Origin of the sequence: Rubritalea sp., from assembly GCF_039830215.1 — a bacterium.
Lineage (GTDB): Bacteria > Verrucomicrobiota > Verrucomicrobiia > Verrucomicrobiales > Akkermansiaceae > Rubritalea.
The window spans coordinates 1-17,537 of sequence record NZ_JBDOPO010000273.1 but is presented as its reverse complement, the minus strand read 5'-3'; the positions used below and the strand labels follow the sequence as shown (position 1 = coordinate 17,537).

The 17,537-nt window shown below is 47.0% G+C and carries 14 protein-coding genes and 1 tRNA gene; all 15 read left to right on the top strand.

Translation table 11 applies throughout. The features are described from left to right. The coding region (locus ABGY95_RS09055) for an EF-Tu/IF-2/RF-3 family GTPase (protein ID WP_347441354.1) at positions 1 to 652 on the top strand (652 nt) is incomplete at its 5' end. Between the two features lie 96 nt (positions 653 to 748). Further along, positions 749 to 825: transfer RNA gene (locus tag ABGY95_RS09050), tRNA-Trp, on the top strand. Positions 826 to 857: 32 nt separating this feature from the next. Beyond that, positions 858 to 1,085: a preprotein translocase subunit SecE gene (locus ABGY95_RS09045; RefSeq protein ID WP_347441353.1), complete on the top strand. Its 228-nt coding sequence runs from the start codon at positions 858 to 860 to the stop codon at positions 1,083 to 1,085. Between the two features lie 75 nt (positions 1,086 to 1,160). Further along, on the top strand, positions 1,161 to 1,733 hold the full coding sequence (gene nusG, locus ABGY95_RS09040; RefSeq protein ID WP_347441352.1) for a transcription termination/antitermination protein NusG: 573 nt from the start codon (positions 1,161 to 1,163) through the stop codon (positions 1,731 to 1,733). Between the two features lie 80 nt (positions 1,734 to 1,813). Continuing rightward, entirely contained in the window at positions 1,814 to 2,242 is a 429-nt protein-coding gene (gene rplK, locus ABGY95_RS09035) for a 50S ribosomal protein L11 (protein WP_347441351.1), read from the top strand. 169 nt (positions 2,243 to 2,411) lie between these two features. Beyond that, positions 2,412 to 3,113 (top strand): 50S ribosomal protein L1, encoded by a 702-nt coding sequence (rplA, locus tag ABGY95_RS09030; RefSeq protein ID WP_347441350.1) that lies wholly within the window; start codon positions 2,412 to 2,414, stop codon positions 3,111 to 3,113. Between the two features lie 20 nt (positions 3,114 to 3,133). Continuing rightward, positions 3,134 to 3,637, top strand: coding sequence for a 50S ribosomal protein L10 (rplJ, locus tag ABGY95_RS09025; RefSeq protein ID WP_347441349.1), 504 nt, complete (start codon positions 3,134 to 3,136; stop codon positions 3,635 to 3,637). 138 nt (positions 3,638 to 3,775) lie between these two features. Then, positions 3,776 to 4,147 carry a 50S ribosomal protein L7/L12 gene (rplL, locus tag ABGY95_RS09020; protein WP_347441348.1) on the top strand — a complete coding sequence of 124 codons (372 nt, stop codon included), beginning with the start codon at positions 3,776 to 3,778 and terminating at the stop codon, positions 4,145 to 4,147. A 225-nt stretch (positions 4,148 to 4,372) separates the two neighbouring features. Then, positions 4,373 to 8,332 (top strand): DNA-directed RNA polymerase subunit beta, encoded by a 3,960-nt coding sequence (gene rpoB, locus ABGY95_RS09015; protein WP_347441347.1) that lies wholly within the window; start codon positions 4,373 to 4,375, stop codon positions 8,330 to 8,332. Between the two features lie 76 nt (positions 8,333 to 8,408). Then, positions 8,409 to 12,572, top strand: coding sequence for a DNA-directed RNA polymerase subunit beta' (rpoC, locus tag ABGY95_RS09010; RefSeq protein ID WP_347441346.1), 4,164 nt, complete (start codon positions 8,409 to 8,411; stop codon positions 12,570 to 12,572). A gap of 204 nt (positions 12,573 to 12,776) precedes the next feature. Then, complete coding sequence (locus ABGY95_RS09005) at positions 12,777 to 13,016, top strand: hypothetical protein (RefSeq protein WP_347441345.1); 240 nt, start codon at positions 12,777 to 12,779, stop codon at positions 13,014 to 13,016. Between the two features lie 520 nt (positions 13,017 to 13,536). After that, on the top strand, positions 13,537 to 14,436 hold the full coding sequence (locus ABGY95_RS09000; protein ID WP_347441344.1) for a DUF4114 domain-containing protein: 900 nt from the start codon (positions 13,537 to 13,539) through the stop codon (positions 14,434 to 14,436). Positions 14,437 to 14,529: 93 nt separating this feature from the next. Continuing rightward, a complete protein-coding gene (locus tag ABGY95_RS08995; RefSeq protein ID WP_347441343.1) occupies positions 14,530 to 16,467 on the top strand; it encodes a hypothetical protein in 1,938 nt (645 codons plus the stop codon). Further along, complete coding sequence (locus ABGY95_RS08990; RefSeq protein WP_347441342.1) at positions 16,467 to 17,285, top strand: archaeosortase/exosortase family protein; 819 nt, start codon at positions 16,467 to 16,469, stop codon at positions 17,283 to 17,285. The genes ABGY95_RS08995 and ABGY95_RS08990 overlap by 1 nt, the downstream gene beginning before the upstream one ends. Next, positions 17,282 to 17,537 (top strand): hypothetical protein (locus ABGY95_RS08985; RefSeq protein ID WP_347441341.1); only part of this gene is annotated, 256 nt, incomplete at its 3' end. The genes ABGY95_RS08990 and ABGY95_RS08985, both read left to right, overlap by 4 nt.

Here is a 17,537-nt window from a genome sequence, read left to right as displayed (position 1 = left end):
TCTTCAGGGTGATGCTGATCAGAAGGCTAATATTCACAAGCTTATGGAGGCTGTTGATTCGTACATTCCTGAGCCAGAGCGTCCGGTTGATCAACCGTTCCTTATGCCTGTTGAAGATGTGTTCTCAATCTCTGGTCGTGGTACAGTTCTCACAGGTCGTATCGAGCGTGGTGTTATCAATAAGATGGATGCAGTTGAGATTGTTGGTATCAAAGATACTATTGAGACAACAATCACAGATATCGAGATGTTCCGAAAGCTTCTTGACGAAGGTCGTGCAGGTGAGAACGTTGGGCTCTTGGTTCGTGGACTTAAGAAAGAAGATGTTGAGCGCGGTCAGGTTGTTGTTAAGCCTGGTTCAGTTACTCCACACGCTAATTTCACTGGTGAGATCTATGTTCTTTCCAAGGATGAGGGTGGCCGTCACACACCATTCTTCTCTAACTATCGTCCACAGTTCTACTTCCGCACCACAGATGTTACTGGCGCCATGACCCTTCCTGAAGGTGTTGAAATGGTAATGCCTGGTGATAACGTTCAGATCAAAGTTGAGTTGATCACAAAGATTGCGATGGAGTTGCGTATGCGATTCGCTATTCGTGAAGGTGGACGTACAGTTGGCGCAGGTCGCGTAGCTGAAATCCACGACTAGTTTATCCATAAGATTTCGAGTTTAATCTCGTTATCTTGATTTTCAGAGGTGCTTCTAAGGAAGCTTGGTAGCACCTCTATTCTATCGAAGATTTGTAGGGGCGTAGCTCAATTGGTTAGAGTATCGGTTTCCAAAACCGAGGGTTCAGAGTTCGAGTCTCTGCGCCCCTGCCATCTTCGATTTTTCTTAACAAGAGAAAGACAGCATGTTTAACAAGAGCAGAAATTTCCTCGAAGAGGTAAAAGCTGAATTGCGCAAGGCTACATGGCCGTGGGATTCTGATCCGAAAGCAAAAGGCTTAAAAAAGTATAAGGAGCTCGTCGATTCCACTGTGGTGGTAATTATCGCGATCATTCTTCTGGCTGGCTTTGTTGCTGTTTCTGATCTTCTTTTGTCTGAAGCGCTGGTTATGATCACTAAAGTGGCTAACTAGTTTACATTTATATTCAGGGTTTTAGCTAGTCAGCTAGATTCCGAAGTTTTCCAAATACCCATTCTAAACAATCCGATGCCAACAATTCCATCAGCCAAAAACCAATGGTATGTAGTTCATGTTCTCTCCAATCAGGAGCAGCGCGTGCGCAATCGTATCTTGCGTCAAGTAGAGGCTGAAGAAATGGGTGACAAAATCTTTGATGTCCTCATGCCTACAGAGGTTGTCTCCGAGGTTAAAAAGGGTAAGAAGTCTGAGCGTAAGAAGAAGTTTTATCCAGGCTACATTTTGATCAACATGAATCTCCTGACTGAGGATGATCAGTTAGTCGAAGATACGTGGTACTTTATTAAGGAGATGGACGGAGTTATCGGTTTTGCTGGTACAAAAACCCGCCCTATCCCAATGCGTCAGCGCGAAGTTGATGCTATGTTGGCTCAGATTAAGGAGCGTGAAGAAAGTGTGCGTCCTGCAGTTGCCTTTGAGGTTGGTGATTCTGTCTTGGTCAATGATGGCCCATTCCAGAGTCAGAATGGTATTGTCGAAGAAATTGACGTGGAGCGCGGAAAGCTTCGTGTCGCAGTCACAATCTTTGGACGCTCTACTCCGGTTGAGCTTGAATTTTGGCAGGTCGAACAAGGCGAGTAAGTCCTGCATCGCAGTGCGGGGGTGTCCTCGTCTGCCAATCACATCGCAATTAAATATTAACTACTAACCTATAGCAAATTATGGCTAAGGAAATTAAACAAGTTCTCAAGCTCCAGATCAATGCTGGACAAGCAAATCCATCTCCTCCAGTAGGTCCTGCACTCGGACAGGCTGGTGTGAACATCATGGCATTCTGTAAGGATTTCAATGCTGCTACTCAAAAGCAAGCAGGGGATCTACTTCCAGTTGTTATTACTGTTTACAAGGACTCATCATTCACGTTCATCACCAAGCAGCCGCCAGCAGCCGTTCTTATCAAGAAGGCAGCAGGTATTGCTTCTGGTTCTGGTGAGCCAAACAAAGTTAAAGTTGCTCACCTGACAAAGGCGCAGCTCATGACTGTTGTTGAGCAGAAGATGGTTGATCTCAATGCAAACGATCCTGAAGCAGCAGCAAACATCATTGCTGGTACGGCTCGTCAGATGGGAATCACTGTTGAGGGCTACTAGGCCTCAATAGAGTGGTTTTCCACTAATTATACAAATTTAGCACGTAAGTGCTTGACAAAGGGGGCTCCTTCTGCGAGTCCCCTTTCTCGCCTATGCCTATTTATCGTATAGGTGGATTAATCGCAGGAGAGGTATTAGCCTCGAAGGTACTGCAAAAATAACTAAAACAATGGCAAAGCGTAGTAAACGTTACAATCAAGCTGCAGAATTGGTAGACTCTACCAAGGCATACAGCCTCGTTGAAGCTGTGACACTCCTTAAGAAGTTTCCAGCTCCTAAGTTCGACTCCACAGTCACTCTATCATTCGCACTTGGGGTTGACCCACGTAAGAGTGATCAGATGGTTCGTGGTTCAGTTTCTCTTCCTCACGGTACTGGTAAGAAGGTGCGCGTGGTAGTATTCGCTACTGGTGATGCAGCAAAAGCAGCTGAGGCTGCAGGTGCTGACAAAGTTGGTATGGAAGACCTCATCAAGGAAGTTCAGGGAGGATTCACCGACTTCGATGTTGCAATCGCGACTCCAGACGCAATGACTGAAGTTCGTAAGATCGCTCGTGTTCTTGGACCACGTGGTCTTATGCCTAACCCTAAGACTGGCACAGTAACAAATGACACGGCTAAGGCTATCGACGCAGTGAAAGCTGGTCGTATCGATTACAAGATCGATAAAAATGCAAACGTTTCAGCTGCTATCGGTAAAGGTTCATTCGACGAAACCAAGCTCGTTGAGAATGCTCAGGCACTCGTAGATAGCCTAATTAAGGGTAAGCCAGCATCTGCTAAAGGTAACTTCATCAAGGCTGTTACTGTTGCTTCTTCAATGAATCCTGGTGTGAAGCTTGAATCAAGCGTGTTCACAACAGCTGTATAATTTAACCAAGGAACCATATAATGAATCCTAACAAATCTTTCATCATCGACGAACTCTACGAGCGCGTGAACGCATCACCGTTCGTGATCGTTGTAGACTACACTGGTACATCTGTGCCTCAGTTCTCCCTTCTTCGCGATAAACTGCGTGATTCAGGTGCTGAGTGCCACGTTGCTAAGAACACATACATGCGTGCGGCTTTGACAAAAGCTGGTCTTCCTGACCTTGCTACTGATCTTATCGGTCAAACAGCATTCATCACTGGCGAGAACGACGTATGTGCTGCAGCACGTGCAGTTAAGGAATTCGCCAAGGATGCAGCTAAGACGGACGTGTTCAAAGCTGGCATCCTCGACGGTGACGTCCTCGATGCAGCTAAGCTCACTACGCTTTCAAGCCTTCCATCACGCGATGCGCTTCTTAGCATGCTTCTCGGAGTTATCAACGAGCCTGGAACACAGATTGCTCGTGTACTTAACGCAAAATTCAATCCTGATGCGGACGCTGAAGAGTCTGCTGAATAAACAATCTGAACTGATAGCTGCGTAGGGTAACTTACGTGGCTTGATAACCAACCTTGGTTCCTCGTCGGACCTCCGGTCTGGAGAACTGAAATGCCCCTGATGCTCAGGGCGCGACGAAACCTAACAAAATATACCATTATGGCTGATCTAGAAAAAATCGCTGAAGAACTCGGCAAACTTACTGTAATCGAAGCTGCAGAGCTCGTTAAGAACCTCGAAGAAGCATGGGGCGTTTCCGCCGCTGCTGCTGTTGCTGCTGGCCCTGCTGCTGGTGGTGGCGAAGCTGCTGAAGAGAAGACTGAATTTGACGTTGTACTCGTTGAAGCAGGCGCAAGCAAAATTGGAGTGATCAAGGCCGTTCGCGGTGTTGCATCTGGCCTCGGTCTTGCTGACGCAAAGAAGCTTGTTGAAAGCGCTCCTGTTGCTGTTGTTGAAGGTGTTGATAAAGACGCTGCAGACGCTGCAAAAGCTGCTCTTGAAGAAGCTGGTGCAAAAGTTGAAATCAAGTAAATTAGATTTTCACTTAAAGGTGACTCCGTTTTGACGGAGTCACCTTTTTGCGCCTCCTTGATCGGAGCTCAGATCTTAAATTATTTTAATGTTTGAGCTCTGACCAAAGATGTGTGGGACTAAGTTTCCCACAAATCATAGCCAGAGAAGCATCCTAAATCCAAGTTCGCCCGAATCAGAAATGGTATCGGGTTTTAACCGCCTAAATAATACTAGTACTCCACCATGGCCGAAAGACGCTACTTCGGAACAATCGATGAGGTTATTGAACCACCAAACCTTATCGAAGTTCAATCTAAGTCCTACGAGGACTTCCTACAAAAAGATGTACCTGCTACGCAGCGCATAGAAACTGGCCTGCAAGCCGTACTTCAGGAAGTTTTCCCAATCAAAAGTTACGATGAAACAATCGAGCTAGATTTCAATGCATATGACATAGAAGACCCGAAGGCCACGGCCCTCGAGGCGCTTCAAACCGGAGAGAGCTTCAGTGCTGCACTCTATGTTACCTTCAAGTTGAAGGACGAAACAGGAACGAAGAAAGAGCGTGTCTACATGGGTGAACTCCCAATGATGACTCGCCGAGGTACATTTGTGATAAACGGCGCTGAGCGAGTAATCGTATCGCAGCTTCACCGTTCACCTGGTATCTGCTTCGAGAAATCTCTGCACCTTAATGGTAAGGAGTTGTTCAGTTTCCGCATCATTCCAGACCGCGGTTCATGGCTTGAGACCCAGTTCGACACCAACGATCTTCTCTACGTTTACCTTGACCGCCGTCGTCGTAGAAGAAAGTTCCTTGCTACCACTTTCCTTCGCGCACTTGGATACCCAAGTAACCGCGAGCTTTGTGAGCAGTTCTACGCAATCAAGAGCATTAAGCTCTCCGAAGAAATGGACGAAGAGGAACTTTCCTCAATGGTGCCATTCGACGACATTCTGGATGGAGAAGTTGTTGTCGCTAAACGCTACGAGCCACTTTCAATCGGTGTTGTTCGCCAGCTTTTGGCTCTCGACAAGAAGACGCTTGACGTTCTTGACTCACGTGAAGACGAGATTCTTCTCAAGTCTCTTAAGAAGGACCCATCACACGATGAAGAGTCTGCACTTAAAGATATTTACAAGAAGCTTCGACCAGGTGATCCACCAACAGCTGCAAATGCTAAGGCTCTCTTGAAGCGTCTTTTCTTCGATGACAAGAAGTATGACCTCACACGCGTAGGTCGCTATAAAATCAACCAAAAGCTCGGCATCGATGTTGCCGCTGGTACTCGTACAATGGTTGGGGAGGATTTTCTTAATGCTACTAAGTACCTTCTCAAGCTTCGCAAAGGTGAGGGTGTCCTTGATGATATCGATCACCTTGGATCCCGTCGTGTGCGTGCAGTAGGTGAGCTTCTTGCGAACCAGTGTCGTGTAGGTCTTGCTCGTACGGAGCGCCTCGTAAAAGAGCGCATGACTCTCTTTGATGTCAACATCGAAGGAATGACTCCACAGAAGCTCATTAACCCTAAGGCGCTCTCTGCTGTGGTTCGTGATTTCTTCGGCCGTTCTCAGTTATCTCAGTTCATGGACCAGACTAACCCACTGGCCGAGCTCACACACAAGCGTCGTCTCTCAGCTCTTGGTCCCGGTGGTTTGAACCGTGACCGTGCAGGTTTCGAAGTTCGTGATGTTCATCCATCCCACTACGGACGTATTTGTCCTATCGAGACTCCGGAGGGACCTAATATTGGTCTTATTAACTCAATGTGTACTTATGCTCGTATCAACGAGTTTGGCTTCATTGAGACTCCATACCGCAAGGTAACTGATGGTAAAGTTTCCAACCAGATCGAGTACGTTACAGCGGATCAAGAAGAAAACTACCTCATTGCTCAGGCCAACAACCCAATCGACCCAGCGGGTAACTTCCTCAATGAACGTGTGACGGCTCGTGAGAGTGGTGGTGAGTTCATCGAAGTTGACCCACTCACGATTGACTACATGGACGTGTCACCTAAGCAACTCGTCTCTGTTGCTGCTGGTCTTATCCCATTCCTCGAGCACGACGATGCTAACCGAGCTCTCATGGGTTCAAACATGCAACGTCAAGGTGTGCCGCTTCTTATCTCAGAAGCACCATTCGTTGGAACTGGTCTTGAAGCAAAGGCTGCGCAGGATTCCCGCGCTGTTGTTACTTCTGAGTCCGAAGGAGTTGTTGCCGCTTCTACTGCTGAGCTTATTATCGTCACTAAAGACGGTGAGCTTCCAGTGAGCGACGAGCAGTTCCTCTCCGACAACGCATCTGTGGTTACTGATTTTGACAAAGGAGTCTTTGTCTACCCGCTCCGTAAGTTCATGCGCTCAAACGCTGGAACATGCATGAACCAGAAGCCAGTCGTCAATCGTGGCGACAAGGTGAAGATCGGTTCAGTTCTTGCTGACGGACCGAACACTGAAAATGGTGAGCTAGCTCTCGGCCGTAACGTCCTCGTGGCATTCATGCCTTGGAACGGATACAACTTTGAGGATGCCATCGTAATCTCTGAGCGAGTTGTTAAAGAAGACGTTTACACATCAATCCACATTTCTGAGTACGAGTGCGCAGCACGTGATACGAAGCTCGGACCAGAGGAAATCACACGTGATATTCCTAACGTAGGTGAAGAGGCTCTAAAGAACCTCGACCACGACGGAATCGTTCGTGTCGGTGCTGAAGTTGGTCCTGGCGACATCCTTGTCGGTAAGATCACACCTAAGTCTGAAACTGAGCTCGCTCCAGAAGAGCGTCTCCTACGCGCAATCTTCGGTGAGAAGGCTGCTGACGTGAAAGACACTTCACTCCGCGTTCCTTCCGGTACCATTGGTATCGTTCAGGATATCCGCATCTCCACACATGGCCTCGCACGTCGTCAGGGTGGTGACATGGATTCAGCTGAGATGAAGAAGCAGTTGAAGAAGATCAACGACGACTATAAGAAGAAGAAGGACGGCCTCACTGACCAGCTCACTGAGAAGCTTTCTGACATCCTTCTAGGAGAGAAGATCCCACTCGATGTGGTCAACGCTCAGTCTGGTGAAATCATCATTCCTGCTAACCGTAAGATCACTAAGACGCTTCTCCGTAAGCTCGCAGCGATCCACGACCATATCGAAATCGACCCTTCACCGATCCGTAACAAGATCCTCGAAATCATTTCATCATTCGAAAGCCGATTCTCTGAGCTTGATACCGACCGTGAGCGTCGTCTTGACCAAATGGAATCTGGTGACGAAGTAGATCCAGGTGTTATCAAAGAAGTTAAGGTCTATGTTGCCAAGAAGCGTAAGCTTTCAGTAGGTGACAAAATGGCCGGACGTCACGGTAACAAGGGTGTTGTAGCGATTGTTGTTCCTGAAGAGGATATGCCTTATCTCTCCGACGGTACACCAGTTGATATCTGCCTTAACCCACTTGGTGTTCCATCACGAATGAACGTTGGACAGGTTCTTGAGACACACCTTGGTGTGGCTGCTAAGGCCCTTGGATTCAATGTAGCAACTCCTATTTTCGATGGTATTCCTGAACAGGAAATCTGGGACTTCATGAGTGAAGCTAAGAAAATCGACGGTGTTACAATGATCGGAGATGGAACAGGTAAAGCCCGTGAGCGTCGCCCTGAAGAACCATTGCAGCCCGGATCCACATGGATCGGTGACGGCAAAGACGGCTCGACTGGAGGTAAGTCTACCCTCTATGATGGACGCACAGGTGAAGCATTCCACCAGCCGGTAGTGGTTGGTCAAATCTACATGCTGAAGCTCGGTCACCTTGTGGCTGACAAGATTCACGCACGTGCGGTTGGACCGTACTCACTCGTGACTCAGCAACCACTCGGAGGTAAAGCTCAGTACGGTGGTCAGCGATTCGGTGAAATGGAAGTGTGGGCGCTTGAAGCATATGGAGCAGCTTACACACTTCAGGAAATGCTCACAGTGAAGTCTGATGACGTTCAAGGACGCACACGTATCTACGAGGCAATCGTCAAAGGCGATAACAACCTAGAAGCGGGTACTCCAGAATCTTTCAATGTTCTCATGAAGGAAATGATGTCATTAGGCTTGGATGTTCGTCCGGGCAGAGGACATGAGGAAGAGAGTTCTTCCAGCACTTCAGGTGATTTCGGATCAGATGATTTCTCACTCGACGATCTCACACTGTAATCAACACATAACAATAGGCGTTACTTCGGTGGCGCCCATCCTATTACTAAAAACTAAAAACTATTTACTTTAAAATATGAGTGTTGAAACAAATCTACGCGAATTATTCGGAGTTGATCAAAAGCCTGAGTCATTCGACCACGTTGCCATCACAGTTGCTAACCCGGAAATGATCCGTAGTTGGTCAAAAGGCGAGGTGAAGAACCCTGAAACTATTAATTACCGTACGTTCAAACCTGAAAAAGGCGGTCTCTTCTGTGAGCGTATCTTCGGTCCTACTCGTGATTGGGAATGTGCTTGTGGTAAGTATAAAAGAATCAAGCACAAGGGCGTCGTATGTGACCGCTGTGGTGTTGAGGTGACTCTATCTCGCGTTCGTCGTGAGCGCATGGGCCACATCGAACTTGCTGTACCAGTGACACATATCTGGTTTTATAAGTGTATGCCATCTCGTATTGGTCTTATGCTAGATATGTCTGCACGTCACCTTGAGCGTGTTATCTACTACGAAGACTTCATCGTGACCGAGCCTGGTGACACACCACTCGAGCGCGGTCAACTCCTCACTGAGCTTGAGCTTCGCGAGGCTGAGGAAGACTACGGCGAGGAAACATTCCGTGCCGCGATGGGAGCTGAGGCTCTCCGTGACCTTCTTTCGCAGGTTCAGCTTGCTGAGCTCATCGAAAAGCTTCAGGAAGAAATGGAGAACACACGTTCTAAGCAGACAATGAAGAAACTCGCTAAGCGTCTAAAGCTTACACAAGGATTTCTTTCATCTAAGACACGACCAGAGTGGATGATTATGAGCGTTCTACCAGTGATTCCACCGGACCTTCGTCCGCTGGTTCCACTTGAAGGTGGTCGCTTTGCTACATCTGATCTCAACGACCTCTACCGTCGTGTGATCAACCGTAACAACCGCTTGATGAACCTTCTTCAGCTGAAGACTCCAGAGGTTATCATTCGTAACGAGAAGCGTATGCTACAAGAAGCGGTGGATGCTCTCTTCGACAACGGCCGTCACGGTCGAGCTGTTACAGGTGCTGGCAACCGTGCACTGAAGTCACTTTCGGACATGCTCAAGGGTAAAGGTGGGCGCTTCCGTCAGAACCTCCTTGGTAAGCGTGTGGATTACTCAGGTCGCTCTGTGATTGTTGTTGGTCCTGACCTTAAACTTGGACAGTGTGGCCTTCCCAAAAAGATGGCACTCACACTTTTCGAGCCATTCATCATTCGTCGCCTAAAGGAGCTCGGCTACTGCCACACAGTTCGTTCAGCGAAGAAAATGATCGACCGTAAGACAACTGAAGTTTGGGATATCCTTGCTGAAGTGACAAAAGGTCACCCAGTAATGCTGAACCGTGCACCAACTCTTCACAGACTTTCAATCCAGGCGTTCGACCCTGTTCTGATTGAGGGATCTGCGATCCGTGTGCACCCACTTGTTTGTACAGCTTACAATGCTGACTTCGACGGTGATCAAATGGCTGTTCACGTACCGCTTTCTATCGAAGCTCAGTTGGAATGTCGTCAGTTGCTACTCGCGACTAACAATATCTTCTCACCTTCATCAGGTAAGCCGATCACTACTCCATCTCAGGATATTATCCTTGGTAACTACTACCTCACCTATAGCCGTACTCGTACAGCTCTCGAGATTGAAGAAAACAAGGAAAAGCATCTGCCACTCTTCGAGAACACGACTGAAGTCGAATTCGCGATTGCTTCACGCAAGCTTCGCTATCACGACCTCATCCGCCTCCGTAACCCGGATTTAGGTAAGGACACAGTCTATGGTGACAGTGAGAAAAAGATCATCGAAACCACACCTGGTCGTGTGCGTTTTAACGAGATCTGGCCTGCTGCTGTTGGTTTCATCAACTTCAATGTTGGTAAGAAGCAGATCGGTGACGTCATCTGGCGTTGCTACCAGTCAGCTGGTAAGAACGACACCGTTGTTGCTCTTGATGCTCTCAAGTCACTCGGATTTGCTGAGGCGACTAGGTCCGGTACTTCCATTGGTCTTGTTGACATGGTGATTCCTAAGGAAAAGCCGGCTGAACTCAGCACTGCTTACACTGAAATCGATAAAGTGGATAAGCTTTACCGCAATGGTGTGATCACAAATAACGAGCGTTATCAGAAGGTGGTCGATATTTGGACACACGCTACTGATAACATCGCGAATGCAGTTTATCGTCAGATGGAGCACAAAGGTGGTGACTACCTCCCGAATCCACTCTTCATGATGGTCGACTCTGGTGCTCGTGGTAACAAAGCACAGATTAAGCAGCTCGCAGGTATGCGTGGTCTTATGGCCAAGCCATCTGGTGAGATTATTGAACGCCCAATTACTTCGAACTTCCGTGAAGGTCTTTCAGTACTTGAGTACTTCATCTCCACTCACGGTGCTCGTAAGGGTCTTGCGGATACAGCGCTTAAGACTGCCGACTCCGGTTACATGACTCGTAAGCTCGTTGATGTGTCTCAGGACGTGATCATCAACGAAAGCGACTGTGGTACTGTCAATGGCATCACCGTTGGACCTATCTTTGACGGTGACGAGGAAGTTGCTACGCTCCCAATGCGTATCTACGGACGCACGTCATGTGAAGAAGTGAAAGACCCTGTTACAGATGAAGTGATCATTAAGGTCAATGACATCATCACTGAAGAGCAGTCCATTCGTGCCGAGCAAATTGGTCGATTGAACCTCAAGATCCGTTCAGTACTCACATGTGAAGCTGAGCGTGGATGTTGTGCTCACTGTTACGGATTGAACCTCGCTTCAGGTGTTATTGGTAATCACGGTGAAGCTGTCGGCATCATTGCTGCGCAGTCAATTGGTGAGCCAGGAACTCAGCTTACAATGCGTACATTCCACGTTGGAGGTGTTGCGACATCATCATTCAAGCAGCCCATCATCAAAGCGAAAGCTGCAGGTAATGTGGCCTATAAGGACCTCAAGACTGTTCAAGATGCCGACGGCAACTGGGTTGTACTCAGCAAGAAGGGCTCAGTTTCCATCAAGGATGAGAGTGGCCTAGAACTTGAAGAGCACAAGCTGCTCGTGGGTTCTGTTATCTCTGTCCAGGATGGAGCAAAAGTGAAGAAAGGTGAAACTTTCGTAACTTGGGATCCATACAACGTTCCAATTCTTACTGAGAAAGCTGGTAAGATTGAATTCCGCGACATGATCACAGGTATTACTGTAAGCAATGAGACTGACAAAGAAACTGGTAAAGCAGGTATGGTTGTCACTGAACACAAAGAAGACCTTCACCCGTCTATCGTGATTGTGGACGCAAAGACTTCTGAAGTGCTCGCAGCCTACCCAATTCAGGTCGGTGCTCACCTTTCTGTTGCAGAAGGTGACGTGGTATCAGGTGGTGTTCAGATTGCTCGTACTCCGCGTAAGGCAGCTAAGACTAAAGATATTACTGGTGGCCTTCCTCGTATCGCCGAGCTTTTTGAAGCTCGTCGTCCGAAAGATGCTTGTACGATCTCTAAGATCGACGGTGAAGTTTCCTTCGGTGCTAACGTTCGTGGTAAGAAGAAAGTTATCGTGTCTAACATCGAGACTGGTGAATCAGCTGACCACCTTGTCCCAATGGGCAAGCATGTGACAGTTTCCGAAGGTGATGTACTCAAGGCTGGTGATCAGATCACCGAAGGCCCAGTCGCTCCAGAAGATCTTCTCGAAGCATGTGGCGCCCAGGAACTTCAAGAGCACCTCGTGAACGAAGTGCAGGAAGTTTACCGAGTCCAAGGTGTTGAGATCAACGATAAGCACATCGAGATCATCATCCGCCAAATGCTCCGTAAGGTGAAGATCACTGAAACTGGTGACACTGACTTCCTTTGGGGAGACCAGGTTGACCGCACAGCCTTCAACCAATCCAACCGTCAGGTGGTCGCTCAAGGTGGTAAGCCTGCTGAAGGTGAAGCCGTTCTCCTCGGTATCACTAAGGCATCCCTCGAGACTGATTCCTTCATCTCAGCCGCTTCCTTCCAAGATACCACACGCGTTCTTACAGAGGCAGCAACACTCGGACGTGTCGACACACTACAAGGGTTCAAGGAAAACGTCATCATGGGTCACCTCATCCCAGCGGGTACAGGATTCAAGACGCATAAGAGCTCACGTTTCGAGTTCACTGTCGAAGAGCCTGCTCCAATCGTTGAAGAGGTTGAACTCGACGAGTCTGGCGAGCCAATCGTCACTACTGAGTCAGCATAATACGAAAGCTTCAGGAAACTGTTAAGCCCGGCATCGCTCAACGCGGTACCGGGCTTTTTCGTTTCTATAGGCATTAGTCATTTCAAATTTGTGGTAAAGAACAGCCGCATAAATGCGAAAGGCGTGAAAGCTTTTCCAAGTGACTAATGAGGTGGAGCTACTTCTACCACGAATGCTAGGTATTCAGGAATACCGAGGTTCGTAATGGCTGGGAACTTCTCCGAGGCACATTTTAGCTGGCACATCCTTGGACCATCAGCCACGGAACCACTTATCAGCACATCTATCGAGACAAAGCAAAAGGAGGCTCATTGGACTGCCCTCATAGGCATCGTTGTGAATCTTGCCGCAGTAGAGTGCTGGGTAGTGAGTGCCGCGTCTCTTAGAAAATACCAAGCCATGATTCATCAGAGCTCAGATATCGTGGCCCAACCGAAAACGTAGTGGAGAAAGGGAAATGGATACAGTTGTCTGCCATATTGATGGTACAATGCTCGTTACCATGATTAAAAGTTTGATTAGGGTTAAAGAGCTGGAGGTCTTCCTCAACTAGCGACCATGAAGGTGTCATGGCGATGTAATACCTCATGATATTTCACGCATCAGCCCCGATTACACTAGCCAAATTAGAATTTTCGAGCTGTAAATTTTACAAGGCTGGGCCTATTTGGCAGTAAATATTACTGTTTATTTTTAGGTGTTTAAGCTTAGTTTTTTAGGGTTCGTTCAACTTATGTTGCTTATATGCAACAATATAAGGTGATTTTTGAAAAGAGTTGGCACGGTGTGTGTTCACGTAGTACTATATAAATATGGCATTTTTAGAATCCTAGATGAACCAATAGACAATGGTTGATATAATTACGGTTCTTACTGCATGCAAAAGCTACATTGATTTTATCGAATCCTCGAGCAATTCATTACTGAGCATGAAAGCTGTATCTCCACTCCTACGCAAACCAACATGAACTACCTCAAATTAATCCATAAGACGGCATTCAATTGTTTGCTGTTGTTTAGTACTGCCAGCATTCTCCATGCCCAAGATGTGCTTCCTCAACAGTCGACAGCAAGGCCTTTTGGTCTTGATATTGTGGGACCCGTATACAGGGCTGGTTCTGATGCCGATTCCGCCAGTTTTCAAGCTAACGATTTACCGGTGTTACATTCTTTTCTCACTACCACTCTAGGAGAGCTAGTAACCTTAGATAACCTCGCAAGTAGCGCTCTTGATTCATCACAGCTCTACCTAAATACGGCTTCTGATGTGCGTGTTTATTTTGTTGGTGAGGCAGCGGCGCACAAAAATACACTGGGTTTTAGCACAGAAGGTATTGGGCTTACTGAAGGTGTGGTAGGACTTACAGAGGGTAATCCTCAATTGATTTTTCCGGACAATTCTACCCGCCGCAGAAATTTTCTTAATGGTGACCAGCCGAATAATTGGAGATCTGACGCATTACCACTCCTACCAGGCGATTTTGTTGATTTGGGTAGTTTCGATGCAGGTACCCAATTGGACTTTTTCCTTATAGGTGATGGAGCTGACGATGGAGAGCATATATTTACCGCCCATAATGACGTTAACTTAGACGGCATTCAGCACATGGTTGCTTTTGCGGTAGAAGGGAGTCCATTCTTACTCATTGGATTTGAGGACATTTATCGTGGGGGTGACCGGGACTACAATGATGCTCTATTTGCTGTAGATATTGGGGCTCAAAATGTCACTTATTTGGCAAACCCTGAACCATCTACATGGCTTATACTCCTGTCATTTATAGGTTTCATTGCTTGGACTAAGTACAGAAACACTATAGTATCCGAAACAGTTGAGAGTAATCCGAGTCCGCTTGGGCTCTAGTCACTTTACTTTTAATTATAAAAGCAGATTTCTTTTCTATGGCGGGAAAAGTTATCTGCTTTGAGTATTTCGGTATCAGTTAAAGTGTATTAAATGAGAAAAATTATCAGCATCCTGTGCATTGGTTGTGCACTACTTGGTGGGGCATTTTGGGGCGGGCTAATTTGGCGCGATTATATACGTGAAGAGCGTGCGGTTTTGCTTATCAACGAAATTCAGCAGTTGGTTGATTCTGGCAAAAAACAAGAAGCTCTTCATCGTTTGGTTCGCGAACGACCGTTGCAACTGCCTGAGCATTTAGAAAAAAAATGGTGGCAATTAGAGTTAGACATGGTGGTGAGCCTAAGAGACTTATCTAGGCAAGAGGTGATGATCAACAAGTCGCCAGATGTACTCACCCATAACGAGGAGGCGTCCTTACTTTGGGCCCGCCATTTGCTGCATCTGAGAAAAAGCCACGAGTACGATGATGTTCGCCAATCTTGGTCAGGTCGTGAGAAGGCTAAGAGTAAATGGTTCTTTCTTGATGTTGATGCGCTACTAGTGAAGGGAGAAAAGGATGCTGCCGTTGATTTATTAGCTTCGGTGTCATTCACTGGACGAGACGAGCAACAGCGGAAAATTTACCTGGCACTGTTTCAGTCTGAGACAATCGCGGATGCTTGGGAGCTTCTTTCAGAAGCCTACGAAATAGCGCCAAACAATGCGGAAGTCCGCACATTTTCTGCAAATATATTGGAAAGTTTGGGAAACATGGCGGGGGCGCAAAGCGAGTATGTAGCAGCTTTGGTATGTGATCCGGAAAACCCCTTGTTTCGCGATAATTTAGCGGAGTTTTACCGGCGCCAGGGAAACTTAGCCATGGCGATCCAAACTTGGCGGGCAAATCCCGATGAATCTAGCTATGACTATATCTGGATAAAGCTGTACTTCTGGAGTAAGGTTTTTACTGGAGTTGGTACTAAATTACCCAAGATGCACAAAAGTCCAAGCACACCGCTGGAGCTAGCATTACGCAAACTCCCAAAAGGTTCCTACTGGAGCGATAGCATAGAAAAAGAAGCCCTTTCTCTGACTGGAAATGTGGCTGCCGAGCGATTAATTTGTTGGTTGCGCATCATCCATGACCTTCAAAATAAACGCTATACTAAAGTTCTGAAGGATTTACAATCTGATAGAGGTAATGCCGCTAGCCAAGATCCGATTCTAGCCCAATCCTTAGTTAGAATTTTGGAGTACCAGCTAACAGGAAGTTCTCATGACATTAGCCTACCAAAAAGTATACTGGCAGATCAGCATGACTTTATAAGGCGCTTGTTTGAAGCTAAATTGCTTAAGCAGAACCATGAAGAGACGCCAATAGAGGTGGATCCGGACGTTGCTTTTATCGGCACTCCGCATGCCCTCACTGCTGCGTTTTTAGCTTCTGGATGGATGCAGGTGGCGCTCAGTTTGAATCAGCAGAATACAGCTTCAGATTTGCCTCCTTGGTTTACTTACGCTCTGACTCAAGCTTATCGCCACTGTGATGGGGAAGATGCAGCGATTAGATTTGCTGAGAAGCAAGACCCCAGCTCAGTTTTGACCTGTTTGCTAGGTGAGCTCTACATTGCTGCTGGGGAAAATGACAAAGGGTTGCAGACGCTTGAAATCATAAGCAGTAAAGAAGATGCCGCGGGCTACCGTGCAGCGTGGCTATTGACAATGGCATCTCTAGAAAGGAATGAGCTGCAAAAAGCCGGAGAGTACTTGAAGATTCATAAAAAGCTCAGAGAAAGCCCCGAGGGGAAGGCTATCGCTGCTAGAATCGCTTTGGCCAAAAACGATCTTGAAACAGCAGAGCAGATGTATCAATCAATAGTTAACCAATCTCTTGAAGCTAAAATATTTTTCGCGAGGAAAGCGTTTCAGCAGAAAGATTGGGAGTCTGCACGCCGATACACAAAGGAGGCTATGTCTATTCAGCCTAATGAGCCGAGTCTATATAAGAATTTAGAAAAGATTGCTGAAGCTGAAAAATTAGATAATTGATGCAAGTAAAAAAACATGGCTGGATAATGATAGCTTACCTCATTGCGACCGCAGTGTGGATATGGCTACGTGATCTCAGTTGGCTGGGGAGCGTTGAGGATACGTTGCCAGTATTGTGCGCCCTGCCTATCTCATGGTGGTTGGGGCAGCCATGGAAAAGACTAACCAATCCATCTGAGCGTTCTACCAGTGCGCTGGTAATTGGTTGCTTGCTTATCATAGGAGGAGTCGTTGCTGATTTAACGCTTTTGATGACGCTGGGGTGGACTGCTTTACTTTTCCGCTATTTGGAGTCCTCATTCGCCCCCAGCGGATGTGGGCTCAGGCGATTGATTTTACTGCCAATCCTAGCGTTTCCATGGATAGCTACAGACTTCAATATTATAGGTTGGTGGTTTCGGCTATCAGGAGCGTGGATGAGTGCACAGCTGTTCTCACTTGTTGGATTTTCGGTAGAGCAGCAGGGCACATTTGTTACAGTAGAAGGGTTGCCTGTTTCCATCGAAGCTGCTTGCTCGGGCCTTAATCTCTTGCAAAGCTTACTGATCGCTGGAAGTGCATTAGCGATACTTAAATTGCCGTCGAGCCGACGGTTTTGGATAGCTATCGCATTGCTTCCACTGATTGCATGGCTGACTAACACCGTCCGTATTCTTTTTATCACCGTTATAGCTCTGACCTTTGGAGTCGATTTTGCTGTCGGTCTATTCCATACTTGGGGTGGGATATTGGTTATCGTGCTCATGTTCATTGTCTGTTGGAAGGTTTTTCAATGGTTACAAAACGGTTCTACCGACCAAGCCCCGCCTAATAAATGAAGTCATTCCTAGCCAGCAGCATTTTTTTATATGGTTCCATAGTCGTGTATTGTGGAATGCTCTCGCGTGATCTACTCCAAGCATGGCAGCATGACCTCTATGCCGATACTGGTGGATGGGTATTCGTATTGTGGCTTGTCTTGGTGCTCAAATCTTATTGTCCAGAGAAGTGTTCAACTTCGATAGAGCGAGCACTCCAAGTTCTAGCTATCGCTTGTGCTACTGTTGGTTTACTGGGGCAGCTTAATGTCA